At 27.1% G+C, this 19922-nt stretch carries 16 protein-coding genes; 9 read left to right on the forward strand and 7 right to left on the reverse strand.

What is annotated here, in order from left to right:
• Positions 1–110: 110 nt before the first annotated feature.
• From E5347_RS04670 to E5347_RS04685, 4 genes are all read left to right on the forward strand, one after another.
• Complete coding sequence (locus E5347_RS04670; RefSeq protein WP_168354902.1) at positions 111–6143, forward strand: beta-N-acetylglucosaminidase domain-containing protein; 6033 nt, start codon at positions 111–113, stop codon at positions 6141–6143.
• Between the two features lie 717 nt (positions 6144–6860).
• Positions 6861–8057, forward strand: coding sequence for a Na+/H+ antiporter NhaA (gene nhaA, locus E5347_RS04675; RefSeq protein WP_136005097.1), 1197 nt, complete (start codon positions 6861–6863; stop codon positions 8055–8057).
• 214 nt (positions 8058–8271) lie between these two features.
• On the forward strand, positions 8272–8646 hold the full coding sequence (locus tag E5347_RS04680) for a hypothetical protein (protein ID WP_136005098.1): 375 nt from the start codon (positions 8272–8274) through the stop codon (positions 8644–8646).
• A 363-nt stretch (positions 8647–9009) separates the two neighbouring features.
• Positions 9010–9906, forward strand: a complete 897-nt coding sequence (locus E5347_RS04685; protein WP_136005100.1) for a DMT family transporter — start codon at positions 9010–9012, stop codon at positions 9904–9906.
• Between the two features lie 89 nt (positions 9907–9995).
• Here the strand turns inward: E5347_RS04685 and spoVAE are convergent, their stop codons facing one another.
• Genes spoVAE through E5347_RS04710 form a run of 5 tightly spaced genes read right to left on the reverse strand, consistent with a single transcriptional unit; the run spans position 9996 to position 12938 of the window.
• Positions 9996–10349: a stage V sporulation protein AE gene (spoVAE, locus tag E5347_RS04690; protein WP_136005101.1), complete on the reverse strand. Its 354-nt coding sequence runs from the start codon at positions 10347–10349 to the stop codon at positions 9996–9998.
• 14 nt (positions 10350–10363) lie between these two features.
• A complete protein-coding gene (spoVAD, locus tag E5347_RS04695; RefSeq protein WP_136005103.1) occupies positions 10364–11365 on the reverse strand; it encodes a stage V sporulation protein AD in 1002 nt (333 codons plus the stop codon).
• Complete coding sequence (gene spoVAC, locus E5347_RS04700) at positions 11366–11845, reverse strand: stage V sporulation protein AC (RefSeq protein ID WP_136005104.1); 480 nt, start codon at positions 11843–11845, stop codon at positions 11366–11368. It abuts the gene before it with no gap.
• Positions 11846–11858: 13 nt separating this feature from the next.
• Entirely contained in the window at positions 11859–12719 is an 861-nt protein-coding gene (locus E5347_RS04705) for a DUF421 domain-containing protein (protein WP_136005106.1), read from the reverse strand.
• A gap of 12 nt (positions 12720–12731) precedes the next feature.
• Positions 12732–12938 (reverse strand): DUF1657 domain-containing protein, encoded by a 207-nt coding sequence (locus tag E5347_RS04710; protein WP_136005107.1) that lies wholly within the window; start codon positions 12936–12938, stop codon positions 12732–12734.
• A gap of 235 nt (positions 12939–13173) precedes the next feature.
• On the opposite strand from E5347_RS04710, the gene E5347_RS04715 reads away from it, so the two are divergent.
• A complete protein-coding gene (locus E5347_RS04715; protein ID WP_136005109.1) occupies positions 13174–13377 on the forward strand; it encodes a DUF1657 domain-containing protein in 204 nt (67 codons plus the stop codon).
• Positions 13378–13485: 108 nt separating this feature from the next.
• On the opposite strand, the gene hisS is transcribed toward E5347_RS04715, so the two are convergent.
• The gene (gene hisS, locus E5347_RS04720; protein WP_136005111.1) at positions 13486–14790 is read right to left on the reverse strand and encodes a histidine--tRNA ligase; all 1305 of its coding nucleotides are present in this window, start codon (positions 14788–14790) and stop codon (positions 13486–13488) included.
• A 477-nt stretch (positions 14791–15267) separates the two neighbouring features.
• Between hisS and E5347_RS04725 the strand changes: the two genes are divergently transcribed.
• From E5347_RS04725 to E5347_RS04735, 3 genes are all read left to right on the forward strand, one after another.
• Entirely contained in the window at positions 15268–15891 is a 624-nt protein-coding gene (locus E5347_RS04725; RefSeq protein ID WP_136005112.1) for a hypothetical protein, read from the forward strand.
• A gap of 170 nt (positions 15892–16061) precedes the next feature.
• Positions 16062–17567, forward strand: a complete 1506-nt coding sequence (locus E5347_RS04730) for a carboxypeptidase M32 (RefSeq protein WP_136005114.1) — start codon at positions 16062–16064, stop codon at positions 17565–17567.
• Between the two features lie 148 nt (positions 17568–17715).
• The gene (locus E5347_RS04735) at positions 17716–18063 is read left to right on the forward strand and encodes a hypothetical protein (RefSeq protein ID WP_136005116.1); all 348 of its coding nucleotides are present in this window, start codon (positions 17716–17718) and stop codon (positions 18061–18063) included.
• A gap of 403 nt (positions 18064–18466) precedes the next feature.
• Here the strand turns inward: E5347_RS04735 and E5347_RS04740 are convergent, their stop codons facing one another.
• The gene (locus E5347_RS04740; RefSeq protein WP_136005118.1) at positions 18467–18850 is read right to left on the reverse strand and encodes a PTS sugar transporter subunit IIB; all 384 of its coding nucleotides are present in this window, start codon (positions 18848–18850) and stop codon (positions 18467–18469) included.
• Between the two features lie 187 nt (positions 18851–19037).
• On the opposite strand from E5347_RS04740, the gene E5347_RS04745 reads away from it, so the two are divergent.
• Positions 19038–19763 carry a hypothetical protein gene (locus E5347_RS04745; protein WP_136005119.1) on the forward strand — a complete coding sequence of 242 codons (726 nt, stop codon included), beginning with the start codon at positions 19038–19040 and terminating at the stop codon, positions 19761–19763.
• Positions 19764–19922 lie beyond the last annotated feature (159 nt).

The raw sequence follows: 19922 nt of genomic DNA on the forward strand, positions 1-19922 counted from the left end.
TGTATTATTAGCAATAATTTTACATAATATGGAATTTTGGGCGGCGTTATGTTATGCTTAAAAATGATAGTTTCATTTATCAATGTATTAAGAGAGGAGAATTTGAATTTATGGGGAAGAGGCTATATGATTGCAAAAATAGGCTAATATCATTGACTTTAAGTATAACCATCGTATTAGGAATTTGTCTTCAACCAACGGTTTTAAAAGCACATGCTACAGAAAATGAAAACGTTAGTAATGGAACGTCTGATAAATCTGACGAGTATTTAATTTATCCAATACCTCAAAGTATTGAGTATGATGAAGATAAAACTTCATTTGATTTGAATAATGGGATAAATTTAGTTTTGGAAGATGGGGTTGATGAGGCTACTAAACTATATATTGAAGAAGTGTTAACAGAATTTGAGATTAACTATACTATAAATAATAAGTTGAGTGAGAACATAACAAACTTATGTTTAGGTGTAAATAATTCGAAGGATATAGTTGACGAGTATGTAAAAAGCAATATAACAATAAGTAATGAAACTCTATTTGAGAATCCAGATTCTTATCTAATGGATGTTAGGGAAGAAGCAATTGTTATATTGGGTAAAGATACTGATAGTACATTTTATGGAGTAGCAACATTAAAGATGTTATTATCATCATTTAATAATATGAAACTATTAAATGCTAAAATTGAAGATTATGCTAGTGTACCAGTTCGTGGATTTATTGAGGGTTTTTATGGAGGATGGAACTATGAAGAACGTGAAAGCTTGATGAATTTTGCGAAAGATTACAAAATGAACTCATTTATATATGCTTCTAAGACAGATCCTTATCATACTAGTAAATGGGATGTGTTATATCCAGAAGATGAATTGTCTAAAATTGAGGAGCTTGTGAATTTAGGTGAAAAAACAAAGGTTCGTTATGGATGGTCAGTTCATATTTCAGGATTTTTTAGTGGATTAGATACTTCTAATAAAGTTGAATATGAAAAAAGATATGAAAAACTAATATCAAAATTCCAACAGTTATATGATGTTGGAGTACGTAAATTCGATATTTTAAATGATGATTTTGGTAGTGGATCTAATGGAGATGTAGTTGCATTACTAAATCGTTTAGATAATGAATTTATACAAAAGAATGGTTGTTATAGGATGGCTTATTGTCCACAAGGATATAATAAAGCATGGTCAGGAAATGGTGAAGAGCTTAGGGCATTAAAGGGATTAAATCAAACAATTGATTTATATTGGACAGGGGATGATGTGAATTCTCCAATTACTCAAGAAACAGTTGATTTCCTACAAGAAAAGACAAATCACAAACCAATGTTTTGGCTAAACTATCCAGTAAATGAGCATTCTAAAGCAGGTATTTATTTAGGAGATATTTCTTATTATGCAAGAGATAATGTAAATGGAATGGCTGGATTTGTATCTAATCCTTCTAGATTTGCAGAGTCTAATAAAGTTGCTTTATTTCAACTTGCTGCTTTAAATTGGAATAATAATTATTATTTAAGTAATTCACAGAAAGTTTGGGAGGATTCCTTTAAATATTTAGAACCAGAAGTAAAGGAAGCCTATTTAACAATAGCAAGAAATATTGCAAATGCTCCAAGATCATCACGTGTTCCAGGATTTAATGAATCTGAGTATTTAAAAACTAAACTAGATAATGTAGCTAATAAGATTCAAAAAGGAACATTAACTGCAGAGGATACGGAAGTTCTAGAACTAATTGAAGAGTTTGAAAACATGTTATTTTCTATAGAAGAAATGAGAAATAATTGCACTAATGATGGATTGATAAAAGAATTAGATCCATGGCTTAAATCCTTAAAGGATGTGGCAACAGCAGGTAAAGAAATCTTAACAAGTAAGATTGCCATATTAAATAACAATAAAACTGAAGCTTGGGACTCATTTAGGATGGCAACTAAATCTTTTGAAAGTAAGTATACTTATCTAACAACAGAAAGTTTACCTGATGTATATGCAGAAGCAGGAAGTAAACGCTTAACTCCATTTATTTCTAAAGTAGTTAAGTCTGTAAAAAATGATATAGTATCTGTATTTGATATAGAAGATGATAGTTTTACTCCAAGTATATATGCAGTTATGGGTGGAGTAGAACAAGTTGATAATGCTAATACAGCAAAGATATTTGATGGTGACGAAGGGACTAGTGCATCATTTATTGTAAATCAAGCAGAAGAGGACTACATTGGTGTTGATATGGGAAAAACTATATCAGTAAAGAATATTCATATTTTACAAGCGATGAATGATACTCATCATGATTATTTTCATGAGGCTGTTTTAGAATATTCAACTGATGGAGCTAATTGGACAGAAATTAATACTTATAACAATGAAGTAAGAATTGATTTAGAAGATTTAAACTTTGAAGCTAGATATGTAAGATTACGTTTAATTAAAGATAAAACAAAGCCTTATTGGACTTATATTCGTGAATTCACTATTAATAAGGAAGAGCCAAAGCAACCACGTATATATACAAATGTTGAACTTTTGAAAGAAACTCCAATAACTATTAATGGAAGTAGAAATAGTATTTATAATTTAAATAATATAATTTTAAAGCCTAATGAATATGTAGGAATAAAATTAACTGATATTAGTAAGGTTTCTAATTTAGTTAATAAAGTTTCTAAAGAAGGATTAACTGTTGAGTATTCAATTAACGGAAGTACTTGGAATCAGTTTAAAGATGATACTGTAAATTTAAAATATATTAGGTTAATTAATAAATCTAATTCTATTATTACTTTAAATATAAATGAATTTGGTATGTCTATTACTAACTTAAAAGTAAATCCTAATATGATGGAAACAAACTTAACTAATGGATTGCAAGAAGGAAGTTATAATAATCTATTTGATAATGATTATTCTACATTTGTATGGACTAATGAAAGTCAAGCTATTGGTGATTATATTACTTTTGATTTAGGAAATACGAGTAATATTTATGATGTAAAAGTTACTACATCTGATGGAAATCCTAGATTATATAATGCTGAAATTCAAATTTCAAAAGATAATAAAGAATGGACAAGTATTGGCAAAGTTATAAATGATAATAGTGTTTTTGAAGTGCCATATCGTTATGTAACAGCAAATGGGGAAGGTAAAGAAGCAAGATATTTAAGGATTTATATAACAGGAAATTCAGGATATTATTTAAAATTACATGAGATAGAAATTAATAAATCTGTTGAAAATGAAATATTAAGTGATTTAAATAGCAGTTTAAAAGGAACTGTTAGTAAAGTAATTGATAGAGATATTTCAACGGTATTTACTCAAAAAGATCCTGTAAGTAAAACTGATTATATAGAGTATATATTTAGTGAAAATACAAATGTTGATAGAATTTTACTTTTACAAGAACCATCAAATGGAGTTATGAAAATAAATACAAAGAATGGTTATGTAAATGTATCAAATTTAAATAGTACTATTATAGATGCAGATACTTCAAAATATGAAGATATTCTATCAGTTCGATTAGAGTGGGAAGCTGGTGAAACTCCTTCAATATATGAATTAATGTTTAAATATGGAGAAAATACAAGCGATGATATTGGAGTAAATGTAGATAATATAATTGGAGAAGGTCCACAGGACGAAATAACTAATATTGCTTTAAGAAAGCCAGTAACAGTATCAGGAACCAGTGATGGAAATAAAGATTTTGTAAATGATGGAGACGACAAAACAAAATGGGATAGTAATTTTATTAAAGGAAATGATGCTTCTAAAAATGCATGGGTAACAATTGATTTAGGTGAAGATAAAAATGAAATTACGCAATTAATTGTTAAGTATTTTAATAAAATTTATCCAACTGATTGTGATATTCAAATTTCTCAAGATAATGAAAGCTGGGAAACTGTTAAACAAGTACAAAAACCTCATAATGGTCCAACGTATCCAATTGATTCAATTGACTTTGAAACTCCAATAAGTGCTAGATATTTAAGGCTATTCTTTAAAGAACTTAATACTGGAGCAGCTGGTAATGGGGTAGGTATAACTGAGTTAATGATTATGGGTAGATATATAGAGGAAATAGCAGTTGATTATAGTATTTTAAATTCTTTAATTAATGAAGTAAAAGAGAAAGATTTAAGTAACTATACTAATACTAGTGTAAATAATCTAAATAATGCTCTTAAAGAAGCAGAGCTTCTATTAGATAATAAGGAAGTTACACAAGATCAAATCAACCAAGGAATAGAAAATCTAAAAAAATCAGTTAATGCTTTAGAGGTAAAGATAACAGAGGATTTTAATATTGCACTTAATAAAAATGTAGAGGTATCAGGAACATCTAATGGTTTAAAGGATTATATAAATGATGGAGATAAATTAACAAAATGGGACTCTAATTTTATAAAGGGTGAAAATGCAGATAAAGATGCATGGATAATAGTAGATTTAGGTGAGAAGCCAGCTATTATAAAAGAATTTATTATCTCATATTTTAATTTAGTATTTCCAACAAAATACAAGGTTCAAATATCTTCAGATATGGAAGAGTGGGTAACAGTTGCAGAGAAAAGCAAGGAACATGGAAGTGAAGCTCATCCAATTGATACTATAATACTAGAAAGTGAAGTTTCAGCAAGATACGTACGTTTTGTATTTGAAGAATTGAATTCAGTTGCAGTTGGTAAGGGAGTTGGAATAAACGAACTTGAAATTGTAGGTAAAATTATAAATGAAGAATCTGAAATAATAGCGGTACAGGATCATGAAGTAAAAGAAGCTATAGTCCCAGCAAATATAGATTCACTAGATTTAGATAAAATGAGTAATGTAAGTATAAAAGTTGGAGATTTATTATTAGAATTATTAGTTCCAGTTATATGGGACATAAATGATTTTGATGGAAACACAACTGGAGTCTATAATTTATTTGGAGAATTGAAGTTAAATGATAATATCAATAATCCAAAAGCTATAAAAGCAAGACAGACTGTTATTTTAAAAGAAGATAATCAAGGACCAGGTGAAACAGTTGATAAAACAAATCTTAATGTTAAAATTAAAGAGCTTGAAATTATAGTAAATAATATTGATAAGTATATTCCTGAAACTGTAGAAGGCATAAGAGAGCTTTTAGAAAAAGCACAAGGAATATATAACTCAGAAGATGCAATTCAAGAAAATGTAGATGATATATGTGAAGAGATATCGAAAGCTATTGATAATGCCAAGTTAAAAGAAGATAATCCAGATCCAGGTGAAACAGTGGACAAGGCAGATCTAGAAGCTAAAATTAAAGATCTTGAAAATTTAGTAAAAAATATTGATAAGTATATTCCTGAAACTGTAGAAGGCATAAGAAAGCTTTTAGAAAAAGCACAAGTAGTATATAACTCAGAAGATGCAACTCAAGAAAATGTAGATTATATCTGTGAAGAGATATCAAAAGCTATTGATAATGCCAAGTTAAAAGAAGATAATCCAGATCCAGGTGAAACAGTGGACAAATCAAATCTTGAGGATAAAATTAAAGATCTAGAAAATATACTAACTAATATCGATAAATATATTCCAGAAAGTGTGGAAGGTATTAGAAAGCTTTTAGAAGAAGCAAATGAAATATATAACTCTGAAGATGTAGTTCAAGAGATTGTAGATGATATCTGTGAAAAAATATCAAAAGCTATTGAAAATACCGAGTTAAAAGAAGATAATCCAGACCAAGGTGAACCTGTAGATAAAACAAATCTCGAAGCTAAAATTAAAGAACTAGAAAATATAGTAACTAATATAGATAAATATATTCCAGAAAGTGTGGAAGGTATTAAAGAGCTTTTAGAAAAAGCACAAGGAATATATAACTCTGAGGATGTAACTCAAGAAATAGTAGATGATATTTGTGAAAAGATATCAAAAGCTATTGAAAATGCTAAGTTAAAAGAAACCAATAACAATTCTAATACTGATGATGATAACTCTAATAATAATAATAAAACTGATGATTCATCTAATATAAAGGAATCTGAAGAGTTACCGAAGACTGGTTCTGAATTTAATGCGTCAGTATTATTTGGTTTATTATTTAGCGTTGCTGGAATAGGCCTTCTTTTAAAGAGAAAATAAAATTATTTTTTCTAATTAAGTAAATTTGTGAAGATTTTTTAATTAAACAAATGAGAGGACTAGTATCAATATAATTTATGATAATAGTATATAAGAAAATAAGGATTCAAATTTGAATCCTTATTTTTATATATAATTTTATTATTTATAAGAATATATAAGTAATAATAAAGATGAATACTATTTTAATTTAAAAGTGGTTTTTTAAAAAAGAAATTATGAAATAATAAGAGCTTATTTTTAAGATAGATTTAATAAACACTATTTAACTATTGTTAACTAAATCTCTTTAAATAATTATTATTAACTTATTAAATAGAAGTGTATTTTATTTATAATAATAAAGTTAACATAATAGTAGTTTAATAATAATCTATTTAAAGGTAACTATACTAATGAAATAAACTTAACAATAGATAAAATGATATAGCCATTTTATTACCAAAATTATTACTTTAAAATACAATTATACTATTAAAAGTAATATTTCAGGGTGTTTAAAAGGGATAATTTCTTTTTATTCGTGATTTTTTTTTAATATAAATAAAAAATAGTTAAAAAAATAACTTTTATTGTAAAGTAATATATAGTTGTTATAATAGAACTTGCGCAAGGATATACCTTTTGGAAGTATACATTAATGTATTTTTCCAAAAGGTATAATTATGTGTTTTTAAATATAGAAAATTTAATATTTTTTGACAGATGGAGGACAGAATGGATTTTACTAACGAAAAAAGAACTAATTTTATTGATTTAAAAAAACTTTCAAAATCAGAGGCTTTACCAGGTTTATTATTATTAATAGCAACTGTTTTAGCATTAATAATTGCAAATAGTCCATTAAAGAGTTTATATGAGAACATATTTCATCATATAGAGATATTACCAGGATTTAATTTGCATAAGTTTATAAATGACTTTTTAATGGCAATTTTCTTCTTAGTTGTTGGTTGTGAAATTAAAATGGAAGTTATAAGAGGACATTTATCAGATGTTAAAAGAGCTTCTTTTCCTGTTATTGCAGCTATTGGTGGAGTAACTATCCCTGCTATTATATTTTTTATTCTTAATAGAAATACACCATATGCTGGTGGAGTAGGTGTACCAATATCAACAGATATAGCATTTGCTATTGGAGCATTTATGATATTTAAGAACAAGCTTAGTAAATCATTAAAGGTATTTTTATTAACGTTAGCTGTTGTAGATGATTTAATTTCTATTGCAGTTATAGGAATATTTTATTCATCAGGAGTAAAATTAATCCCATTAGCTTTAGGAGCTATAACCTTTATACTATTACTATCATTAAGAAAGATTGATAAAAAAGAAAGACTTACTCCTTATTTTATATTAGGATTTATTTTATGGCTTTGCATCTATGCAAGTGGAATACATGCAACTATAAGTGGTGTTTTACTAGCTATTACATTACCAATTAGTAAGTGTGATAAGGATACTCTTCAATGTACATTGATTAGAATTGAACATGTATTAGCACCTTATGCTAATTTAATTATTCTTCCTTTATTTGCATTTTCTAATACTGCAATAAATATGAACATTTCATCAATTCCAGAAGGAGCATTAAAAGTTTCTTTAGGTATAATAATTGGACTAGTAGTAGGAAAGCCTTTAGGTATATTATTATTTACATCTGTTTTATCTAAATTTAAGGTTATAGAAAAACCTAGGGATGTTAAATGGTACGATATAATGTGTGTTGGAATGCTTGCAGGAATAGGTTTTACTATGTCAATATTTGTATCAGAAATAGCATTCGCAGGTAATGATGATGTATTAAATATAGTGAAAATGTCTATATTACTAGCAGCTATACTTACTTGTTTAGTTGCATCTATTGCAATTAACGTAGGTAAAAAAGTAAATAAAAAAGAAGTTATAGCATAGTACTAACTTAAAATTATCATAAACCATTAACAATACAGTAATGTGTTGTTGATGGTTTATTTATATTTAGTTTAAATAAAAGTTAAATAATCTTAATTAATAAATGGGAAATATAAGATAATAAAAGACTATACTATTGTATAAATATTATTTGGTTGAAAATAAATATCAATAGTATTAAAATTAAGGTATTAAGTATTATGTGGAGGGTATATTGGATAGAAAATTAATAGAAAAAATAATAGGTAAGAAAAATTACGTTGATTTAAATGATGAAATATATAATCTAAGAGATATCACAACAATAATGAGGGAAAAGATAGTATTTAAAATGGAGTTTAGTGAGAATTTTCTTGATGATATAAATAGTAAAACTTTAAAAGCCAAATCAATAGTAGATACAATTATAGATGGATTAGAAAATGATAAATTTGCTTTAGGATATACTAATAGTAAGATTTATCTTCTTAAGTATATAAAGGATATTCAGTTTAATTTAGATGGAATAATTAAAACAACTAAACCTTTAATTTATGATGATCTGATTATTTATACTAATAGCTTAATAGATCTTATATTATTATTTTAATGATAATTTAGATATGTTTGTTTTAAATAAGTATAAATTATATTTGAAGTGACTGTATAGGATTGTGTATCTAATTTTATAGAAGGATAAGCCTGGTATAAGACCTTTGTAATACTATCTTAGAGTTCTATTGAGTTCAATTATACTTCATGGTATAAGTATAACTTTATGAAAATAACAATTAATTATATTGTGATATCTTATGAATTTTATAAAGTGTGATATATTTGTATTTTAAAACTAGACTTAGTCTAGTTTTTTTATTAAAGGTTATTAAATTAATCTAAATTTATGTTAAAATATTATTTGCTACATTTTATACATATTTAATAAAAAATACATTTTATGATTGAAGGCGATAATATGAAGATTAAAGGTGTTTTATTTACTATTCTTTCTGCAGTGATTTTTGGATTCACACCAGCTTTAGCTAATATTACATATGACTTGGGAAACAATGCATTGTCTATGACTTTTTTTAGAAGTTTATTTGCAATACCATTTTTATTTTTAATATTAAAGATTAAAAAGATTCCTTTGAAAATAGAAAAGAGAGAGGCAAGTAATATATTTATTTTAAGTTTAATAGGAGTTGCTTTAACAATAGGATTGTTGTATAGTTCATATTCTTATATAGGTATAGGAGCTGCAACTACATTACATTTTATGTATCCAATGTTTATTGCATTAGCATGTAAATTTATTTTTAAAGAAACGTTAGGAATTGGAAAGGTATTATCCTTAGTAATAGCATTCTTTGGAGTAATGTTTTTTATGGATACAAACAGTAGTGGAAATATTGTAGGAGCATTAATGGCCTTAATATCAGGGGTAACTTATGCATTTTATGTATTATGGATTGATAAAAAAGGGTTAGTTAAGATTAATCACTACAAGTTAACTTTTTACATAGTTACATTTGCTTCATTACAAATGTTTATTGGTAATTTCTTTGGAGGATATATAAAATTCAACTTACCACTTAAAGCTTATATAATAATTATAATATGTTCACTATTAGCATCTATAGTAGGAATAGTTTCCTTCCAAATAGGGGTTTCGATTATAGGGTCTACATCAGCTGCTATATTTTCTTTATTTGAACCTGTTACTAGTGTTATAAGTGGAGTAGTTATTTTTAAAGAAGTTTTAAATCTAAATAAGATTCTAGGATGTATAATTATCTTGATTTCTATTACATATTTAGCATTAGAATCAAAATTAAAAGGAAAATACATAGAAGATAAAATAGAAATATAAAAATGTAGTAGTTTATAAGAAGTAGGTAATACGAGTTTCTTATTTATATATTCTTTAGCAATTTGGAGCTGTCAAAGACAGCTCCATTTTTAACCTTTAGGCTTAAAGATAATTGCAGCAAAGAATCCAAATACTACAGCAGCTGAAACACCACCACTTACAGTCTTTAGTATCCCCGAAAATATTCCTATAAATCCAGTTTGCTCAGCTTCTGTAATAGCAGCAGTTACTAGTGTATTCCCAAAACTACTAATAGGCACAAAAGCACCTGCACCTGCTAGCTTTACTAAAGGATCATATAATCCAAATCCACCTAAAATTGCTCCAATTACAACTAAAGTACAAGTAGTATGAGCTGGAGTTACTTTTAAGATATCCATTATAAGTTGACCAATAACGCAAATAATACCGCCTACAATAAAGGCAAAAATAAACTTTTCCATAATATCACACCCTTTTACATTTCTATAGAAACAGCATGAGCTACGCAAGGGATACTTTCTTTTTGCTGGAAGGAGATAGGAGACATTAGAGCACCAGTTGCTACAACTAATATCTTTTTAAGTTCTCCTTTTCTCATACGATTAAGTAAGTGTCCATATGTAACTGTAGCAGAGCAAGCACAACCACTTCCTCCACAAAAGCTTGGTTGATCCTTACTATATATTAATAAACCGCAATCTGTAAAAATGTCTTCAGGCATATTAATTTTATGTTTTTTAAATAATGCATTAGCAATTTCATGACCAACCTTTGCTAAGTCTCCAGTAGCAATTAAGTCATAGTGTGTGGCATCTATACCTAAATCTCTAAAATGAGCTTCAATAGTATCTACAGCAGCTGGTGCCATAGCAGCACCTACATTATAGGGATCAGATATTCCCATATCTACAACTCTACCTATAGTTGCAGATGTTACTTTTGGTCCATTACCACTTTCTGCTAGGACTGCGGCACCTGCACCTGTAACAGTCCATTGAGCTGTAGGTGGTCTTTGAACTCCATAATCTGTAGGATATCTAAATTGTTTTTCTGCTGCAGCATTATGACTACTGGCTGAAGTTAATACATATTTTGCAGCCTTGCTTTCTATAAGTTGTGCAGCTAAAGCTAAACCCTCCATAGAGCTTGAACATGCACCAAATATTCCGAGATAGGGAATGGCTAAAGTTCTTGCAGCAAAGCTACTAGTTATAATTTGATTCATTAAGTCTCCACTAAAGAAGAAATTTATATCTTCTTTTTGTAAATTAGCTTTTTCTATAGCTCTATTACAAGCATGTTCTAACATAACTTTTTCAGCTTTTTCATAGCTATCCTGACCAAGCCATAAATCTTCAGTGATTATATCAAAGTCATTAGATAAAGCACCATTTCCCTCGAAGGGGCCACCAACAGCAGCAGAAGATATTATTGTTGGTTTTGATTCAAAAATCCATGATTGATGTCCTTTTAGCATTTACATACCCCCTAACCAGACTATAGTCATTTTTATTGTAGCCACAACAAAGGCCGCAACTATACCATATACAACTATGGCTCCAGCTAAACCAAACATATTGCCCGCTACACCTAGAACAAAGCCTTCACTTTTATGTTCTATTGATTTTGAAGCTATTGAATTTGCAAAACCTGTAATTGGTACAGCAGTTCCACAGCCAGCCCACTGACTTAAGTGATCATAAACTCCAAGTCCTGTAAATAACACTGAAAAGAATATTAGTGTTATTAAAGTAGGGGTCATAGCTGTCTTTTCATCAAAGTTTAAATAATTTATATAAAGCCAATTAAATATTTGGCCTATAGTGCAAATTCCTCCGCCGACTAAGAAGGCTCTTATACAGTTTTTTAAAATTGGTCTTTTAGGCTCAATAGCTTTAACTAAATCATCATATTGTTGCTGAGCAGAAGTCATTTTTTTCTTTTTCATATTTGACATATAATTTCACCTTCTAACGTAATAAATAGGGTTCTAATTTATTTATTAATTCCTCTAATTTTTTAGCATTTTTAGAATACATATTTTTAGCTTCTTCGTTATCTGTATCTAAGGAGTAGGACATTAAATCAGACTGACACTTTAAAAGACTTGCATACAGCATATCCTTAACTTGAGCTTTTGGAACTTGAATCATATCATCAAAGAGATCTAAGTATAAATCTCCTGAAGAATCTACTTGACCTAGGAAAACACTTTCTAAAGGAACTCCTTGAGTCTCGAGTTGTGTATTAAGCCAACCTATGTTTAATCCTGCATTAGTAAGACCTTCATTCAATATGTTTCCATCTAAAATTACAGCTTGTGGTTCAGATTTCTGAGGAACCTTCTTACCTAAATCATATGAGGTTACAGGTTTCTTATCAGCTTTTAAACTAACATTTATATCACCATTAGTTTCTAATAGAGAAAATTCTACATCTGCTAAATTAAAAGCATTTTTAGAGCGCATTATTTGTAAAAACTCTTGCCCTGTAATTCTTTCTTTAGATAAGTTATCTTCCATGATTTTACCATTTTTAATTAAAACTCTTTCTTTACCATGTAGTAAATTATAAATAGTCTTACTTTTCATAGATGCAAAATCTAGCACAAGGGGCATTATTGCCCAAATTAATAATGTAATGATTCCAAAATAGAAATTACTTATAATACCTAAAGAAATTAATGGAATTAAAACTGCAACTACACTATAAGAAATAAAATCAAATGGTGTAGCTCTAACTAATGTTTTTCTCTTCATATATCTTGTTATTATAATTGCTATAAAAAATAGAATCATTGATTTAAATAAAACTATTAACCAAGTATCCATATTTCACCTCACTTAGTTGCCCTTATATTGTGGTTCTTCAAACTCCATAAATCCAATTCTTTGTTCTAAGTCTACTTTTATTTTATCTAGCTCCATAGAAGCTTCCTTGTATATATTTTTAGATTCTTTATTTTGTTCTTGTAGGTAATACATATCTAATGTAGCTTCAGCACCTTTTAAGGTAGCTAATGTTTGCTTTACCTTTGAAATAGCTGTCATATAAATTTCTCCTTTTTTATTAATAAAATTCCTTACTATATTACTTTAACCTTTATGTCTAATTTTAATTCATTACTTAATAGAAATAATTATTAATGAGTATAAGGAGCTAATACAATAACTTTGATGACTATAAATTAATAAAGGGATATTTTTCTTTTAAATTTTAAGAATATTTATATATGGATTGTACAAAAATATAGTTGCAAAAGAAATTTGTAGAGGAGGTTTTATTATGCCAACAGGAACTAAAATAGAAACAGCATTAGCTAGTGCAAAAGGTTTAGCTGCTGATATGAAGACATTTTCTTTAGATACAGATAATCAAGAAGCAAAGCAAATGTTTAATCAACTTGCAAATACAATGTCTGGTGTTGAGCAATCACTACAGTCAAGACTTGATTTTGTAAAACAACAAGAACCACAATATAATAAATAAGGGTTCATAAATAAAAAAGGAAGTATATAGATTACATTTACAATCTATAGACTTCCTTTTAAATGACTCATCAACATAGATTAAATTCTGCCAATTCATCAGTATATTCTATATATTCATATCATCTAATTTTAAAATTCTTTGAAGACCAGTGTTCATATCCTTTAAATTTATTGTTCTGTTAATTTCTTCCTCTTCTCCGATAATAATAGTATTAGGTATAGAGAATTTATTTGCATAATTCATCTTCTTTTTTAATTTATCTTCTTCAAAGTATATTTCTACAGTTTTTCCTAAAGATATAAGTTTATTATATACTTCATAGATATAACTATTAATTTCAGATACAGGTATAATTAAATATTCTATCTTTGAAGGTAGTTGATAGTTATCTACAAATCCTATTTCCTTTAGAACAAAGAATAGTCTAGTTAATCCAATAGAAATTCCAACTCCAGGCAAAATATTATTAGTATAGTTTTCAGCTAAATTATCATATCTTCCACCTGAACAAATAGAGCCATAACCTTCATTATTAACTAGTAAGGTTTCAAAAACTGTTCCAGTATAGTAGTCTAATCCTCGTATGATTTTAAGGTTAACTAAGAATTCATTTTCTTGTACTCCTAGTAATTCTAAAGTCTTTGAGACATTTTTTAATTCTTTAATTCCTAAATTAAATTTATCATTTTTTATATTTAATAACTCTAATGATTTAATTACCTCTTCTTTAGATCCACTAATATTAATAACTTTACTTATTAAGTCGGATTTTTCTTTATCTAGGATTTTATCTAACTCTTCTTTAAAGATTTCTTCTCCAATTTTATCAAACTTATCTATTAATATCATTACTTCATTAGCAGCAGAGTCTACCTTAAGATATTCTAGTAACCCAGAAAGTATTTTTCTATTACTAATTTGAAATTTATAATTCGTTAATCCTATAGATTTAAAAGCTTTTGAAGCTAAACTTATTACCAAAGCATCATTGCTAATACTTAACTTATCTTTCCCTATGATATCTACATCAAATTGATAAAACTCTCTATATCTTCCTTTTTGATTTCTTTCGCCTCTATATACTTTCCCAATTTGATATCTTTTGAAAGGAAAGGTTAACTCATTAAAATATTGAGCTGTATATCTTGAAAAGGGAACTGTTAAATCAAATCTTAAGGATAGATTTTTTGAACCCTTATTAAAAGAATATACTTGTTTCTCAGTTTCTCCTGCAGTTTTTGCAAGTAAAACCTCTGACTTTTCTATTATAGGTGTATCAATTGGTAAACAACCATTATCTTCATATACTTTGGTTACTTTATTTACAATATCATTAAAAATTCTTTGTTCCTTAGGTAATAACTCCATAAATCCTGGTAAAATAGTTGGTTTAATTATTGTTTTTTTCATTTTTATCTCTCCCTTATAATTTTATATAAAATAGTTGCTATATTTTAATTTGTTTATTAAACTTAATTGCTTTAAAGCACCATAAACTTATATTTGAAACCTTAAATTAAGAATAACAAAAAGCCCTGTAGGCAGATTCTACAGGGCTTAGCAAATATGATTGCACTAATCACAGCCTAGAGAAGCAAGCCTACTTAAAATAGACTTGCATCTAAATAGATGAAGTCTCTCTAGCTATGATGATGTATATTAATTAAAAATAATAGTGCTTTCATAATAATTCCTCCAAAATGTAATACATAAATTATAAACTATTTATATTTTTAATACAACATTATCAGCATAAAAGAATAATTTAATAGATTATAGAAATAAAAAAGTAACTAATCTTATAGAATTCAAAAAAGTAATATTCTCTTTGACTTAAATTTACAATTATAGTAAAATGTTGTTGATTAGACTGTGGGGGTAATTAAAATGAAATTATTAAAGAAAGTATCACTTTGCTTAATGCTTGCTTTATCTATTGGAGTATTATATGGATGTAGTAATAATGCTTCACCATCTGATTTTGTAAAAAGCGAAATTGATGAAATTAAGGATGCTGATGACAAATTAGTTTCTATAATGCTAAAAGCTATGTCAGCAGGAGAAGGTGAAGGCGAAGTAGAATTTACTAATGAATTATTAAAGCAAGCACAAAGGCTAGAATATGAAATAACTTCTGAAGATATAAATGGTGATGAGGCAGTTGTAACTTTAGATATTCATGGATTTGATCTTGAAACAACTTTAGTAACATCTATGACTGAAATAGCTCGTGTTGGAGTGGAACAGGTTCTAGCAGGGGTTAATACTACTGATGAGGAAAATGAAGAACTTGTCATGAAGATAATGACAGATACTGTTAAAAATAGTGACCTTAGTGATAGAACAATAAAAGTAAATCTTATTAAAGAAAAAAGTAGCTGGAAATTTGCTAATGAAAATGATCTATATCTAATTCTATTTAATTTTGACCCTGCTTCATTTGATTATAATAATATAGATAAATATATTGATGAAGACGCATTATATGATTCAATAAATGAAGCAAATTAGATAAAGATTTCGCTAAAATAGAAATTTTAAATTAAAAATACATTTATAAAGGAATATGGCTTAAGTCATATTCCTTTTTATAAATATAATTAAGTGATTAAAATAAACTTATTTTTATTTCTATTTTGTAGTATATTATAATTAGAAAAACTTATATTAGGAGGATAGTTATGGAATTAAATAAAAAGTTAAAAGAATTAAAAGATTACTTAAATGATTATGAAAAATTGATACAAGCATTAAGTTTAGTTTATTGGGATATGAGAACTAATATGCCAAGTAAAGCTGGTGAATCTAGGTCTAAGGTTGTAGAGTACTTATCTGGAGAAAGTTTTAAGATGATTACTAGTGATAAGGTAGGAGAATTTATAACTGATCTAAAGCCTTTAGTAAATGAGATGAGTCTAGTAGATAAAAGAATGGTTGAAGAGCTTGAAAGAAGCTATAACGAAACTAAAAAGATACCTCATGATAAATATGTAGCTTATGTAGGACTATGCAGTAATTCTGAATTAGCTTGGGAAAAAGCTAAGGATGCAAATGATTTTGAAATATTTAAGCCTTATCTAGAACAAGTAGTTGAATATCAAAAGGAATTTATTAATTACTGGGGATATAAAAATGACAAGTATGATACTTTATTAGATAAGTATGAATTAGGTCTTACTACAGAAAAGCTAGATAAGATATTTTCTGAATTAAGAGATGGAATAATCGAAGTATTAGATAAGGTTAAGGGAAGTAAAAAGAAGTTAAATCGTGATTTCTTATATGGTCATTTTGATGCGAATAAACAAAAGGATCTTTCTCTATTTATTTTAGATAAAATAGGATTTGATAAGGAAGCTGGAAGATTAGATGTAAGTGTTCATCCATTTACAACTAACTTTGGTAATAAGGATGTAAGATTAACAACTAATTACCATGAAGATGAATTTACTTCAGCTTTATTTAGCACAATCCATGAAGGTGGTCATGGTATATATGAACAAAATATTAGTGATGATTTAGAATCTACAGGACTACAACAAGGAGCATCAATGGCTATTCATGAATCACAATCAAGATTCTATGAAAATATACTAGGAAGAAGTAAGGAGTTTTGCTCATATCTTTTACCTGTAGCAAAGGAATACTTTGAAGATTTTAAAGATGTTACTTTAGAAGAATTCTATGAAGCTATGAATTATGTTGAAACATCACTAATAAGAACAGAAGCTGATGAATTAACTTATGGGCTTCATATTATAATTAGATATGAAATAGAGAAGGAATTAATTAATGGTAGAATATCTGTAAATGAATTAAAAGATTTATGGAATAAAAAGTATAAGGAATATCTAGGTGTAGAACCTAAGAATGATGCAGAAGGTATTCTTCAGGATATGCATTGGTCAGATGGTTCCTTTGGATACTTCCCAAGCTACGCTCTAGGAAACCTATATGGAGCTCAAATGCTTAATACTTTATTAAAAGAAAAATCAACAGTTATGGAAGGCGTAAAGAATGGAGATCTTACTGAAATAACTAAGTGGTTAAATGAAAAAGTCCATGTTCATGGAGCAATTTATACTCCAGAAGAACTTATAAAAAACATAACTGGAGAAGAACTTAATCCTAAGTACTTTATAGATTACTTAAAGAATAAGTACTATAAAATTTATGATGTAGAATAGATTTTTAAGGAGTTGTCACATAAAGACAGCTCCTTAAAATTACATATTATATTTTTTTATCTATAGATACTATTTTGATCACTTATATAAAAATTTTTATATTAAAATGGTATAATGCTTATAAAGATTATATTAATGGAGTATCTAAATGGGAAGATTTAAAGAAATATATATTAATTATTTAAATTTAGATAAAGAAGAAAGAGAACATATAAAGACATATTCAACAGAATATATTTATGATAATGAAAATAGAAAATTATTATTGTCTCAATACATTCTAATTGCTAATAAATATATATATGAAATTAAAGCAATAGAAGGTACAGCTCATCTATGGACTTGGAGTGATTTTAAAGATGAAGCTAAAGGAAAAATATTAAGTTATAAGACTGAAGGAAACATAATATTAAGTCAGTTATTAGAATTTGAAGAGGAACTTGATGTAGAATTGCTGTGTAAGTATGGTTTAGAGATAGTTATAAGATTAAATTAAATTTTTTGGAGAAATTTCAATGAATGAAACAATAAATACAATTTTAAAAAGAGGATCACTTAGAAAGTATGATTAAAGAGATAAATTATTTGTTTCTGAAAATGAATATAAGGAAAAGAATTATGCTCAGTATCATTATAATATGAAGATGAAATCAGATTTTTCAAAGGAAATGACAAGATCGGTGAAATTAGCTTTAGATGAATGGAGTGGAGATATAATTTAGTGCTAAAATATTAGTTAAGTGTAATATAATATTAAACTTCTTTAAGGTTATTCTCTTATAAGCTAAAATAAATAATATTATAGATAATTAATAGTTCATAAAAATATGAAAGATTACAATAATATAAGATTATTAGTTAAGATTAATACTTTCTGCTAACTTATATTATTGTAATTTTTACTTTGATGCAAATTCTATTATATCTTTTAGGGCTTTTTCACCATTCATTGTTCCGAAAGTCTTCATATCTAAGGAATCACAAGAAATATTATAAGGTTCTGTAACTTTCTTTATTGATGGAACTAAGTACCTTACTTGTGGACATACTAAAATTAAATCAATTATTTTATCTAAAGCATAGTCTCTTATAGCTGAGTCTCTTATAAATCCAGCAGGACCATAAGCAAGAATATACTCATATTTGTTTTTTATTTCTTTAAAATCAGTTAGGATTGTCATAAGATCATCTACTAAAACATTATCTTTATTAGATGCTTTTTTTATTTTAGAACAAAATAGGCTAGAAGTTGCCCCTCCAGCGCAACATATGTATACTAACAACTTACATCACTCCTTATCTTATATTAATAATACTCCATATATTGGCAATAGTACATATAAAAAATATAGATATAATTATTTTCTGGGAAATAATGTAAATAAATTATTTTATTCTCCAATGGAAATTTAGTTATAATGATTATTTTTTGCTAAAATGGGAATACTCTGTATATAAAGGGGTGACTCAATGAAAAATAGTAAAAAGATTTTAATAGTAGTCTTTATAATTGCTGTTATACTAATTGGAGATAAAATACGTGCCTCTGCAAGTTCATTTACAAATCTTTTAGAGAATAATCTTAGTATAGATAATTTAATTGAGTATATTAATACTTTAGATATAAGTAGGGAAGAAATTGATGAGGTTGTAGATAAGGGTAAAGAAATTTCTGATGATGTTAAAGGTAAAGAAAGCATTAAAGATTATAAGATAACAGAGCTACTAAGGATATATAAGAATGTTACTGCTATGGCTGAAGGCTTGAGATTAGATATAGACTTCAGCTTTAAAAATGGAGATTTTACATTAAAAGAAAAAGCTACTAAAGACCCTATATTTAAAGGAAATATTAGTGGGATTAAATCTTACTATGAGGCTATAAAAAATAATAGTGATGTATTATCTCTTGATGTATTTTCAAATATAGATAACACTGAAGTAGTAGATTATTTCAAAAATTCTATAGAAGATAAACTAGCTGATAATGAAAATATAGATAATGAAATAAATGATAATATCAAAAGTAACATAGAATCTAAGGTGAATAATAATAGTACAATATTGGAAAATAATAAAGAAAATGAATATTTGCTAATGAATAATGATAATAGTAATTCGAATATTTTACCAATTTCTATATACATAGGGTGCATAATAACTATTATAATTTCTTACATAAAATTTAAAAGGTAATACATAAAAAAGGGGCTATCTCACTAAGATAGCCCCTTTAACAATTAATAATTTAAATGAATAATTGTTAATTTAATTAAAGAACTTAACTTTAGAAAATTCAAAAGTTAAGTTCTTTAATTCCTCATTTTTTAATTTTTTAATTCTTAATAACTATAG

Source organism: Clostridium sartagoforme, from assembly GCF_004794105.1.
Lineage (GTDB): Bacteria > Bacillota > Clostridia > Clostridiales > Clostridiaceae > Clostridium > Clostridium sartagoforme_B.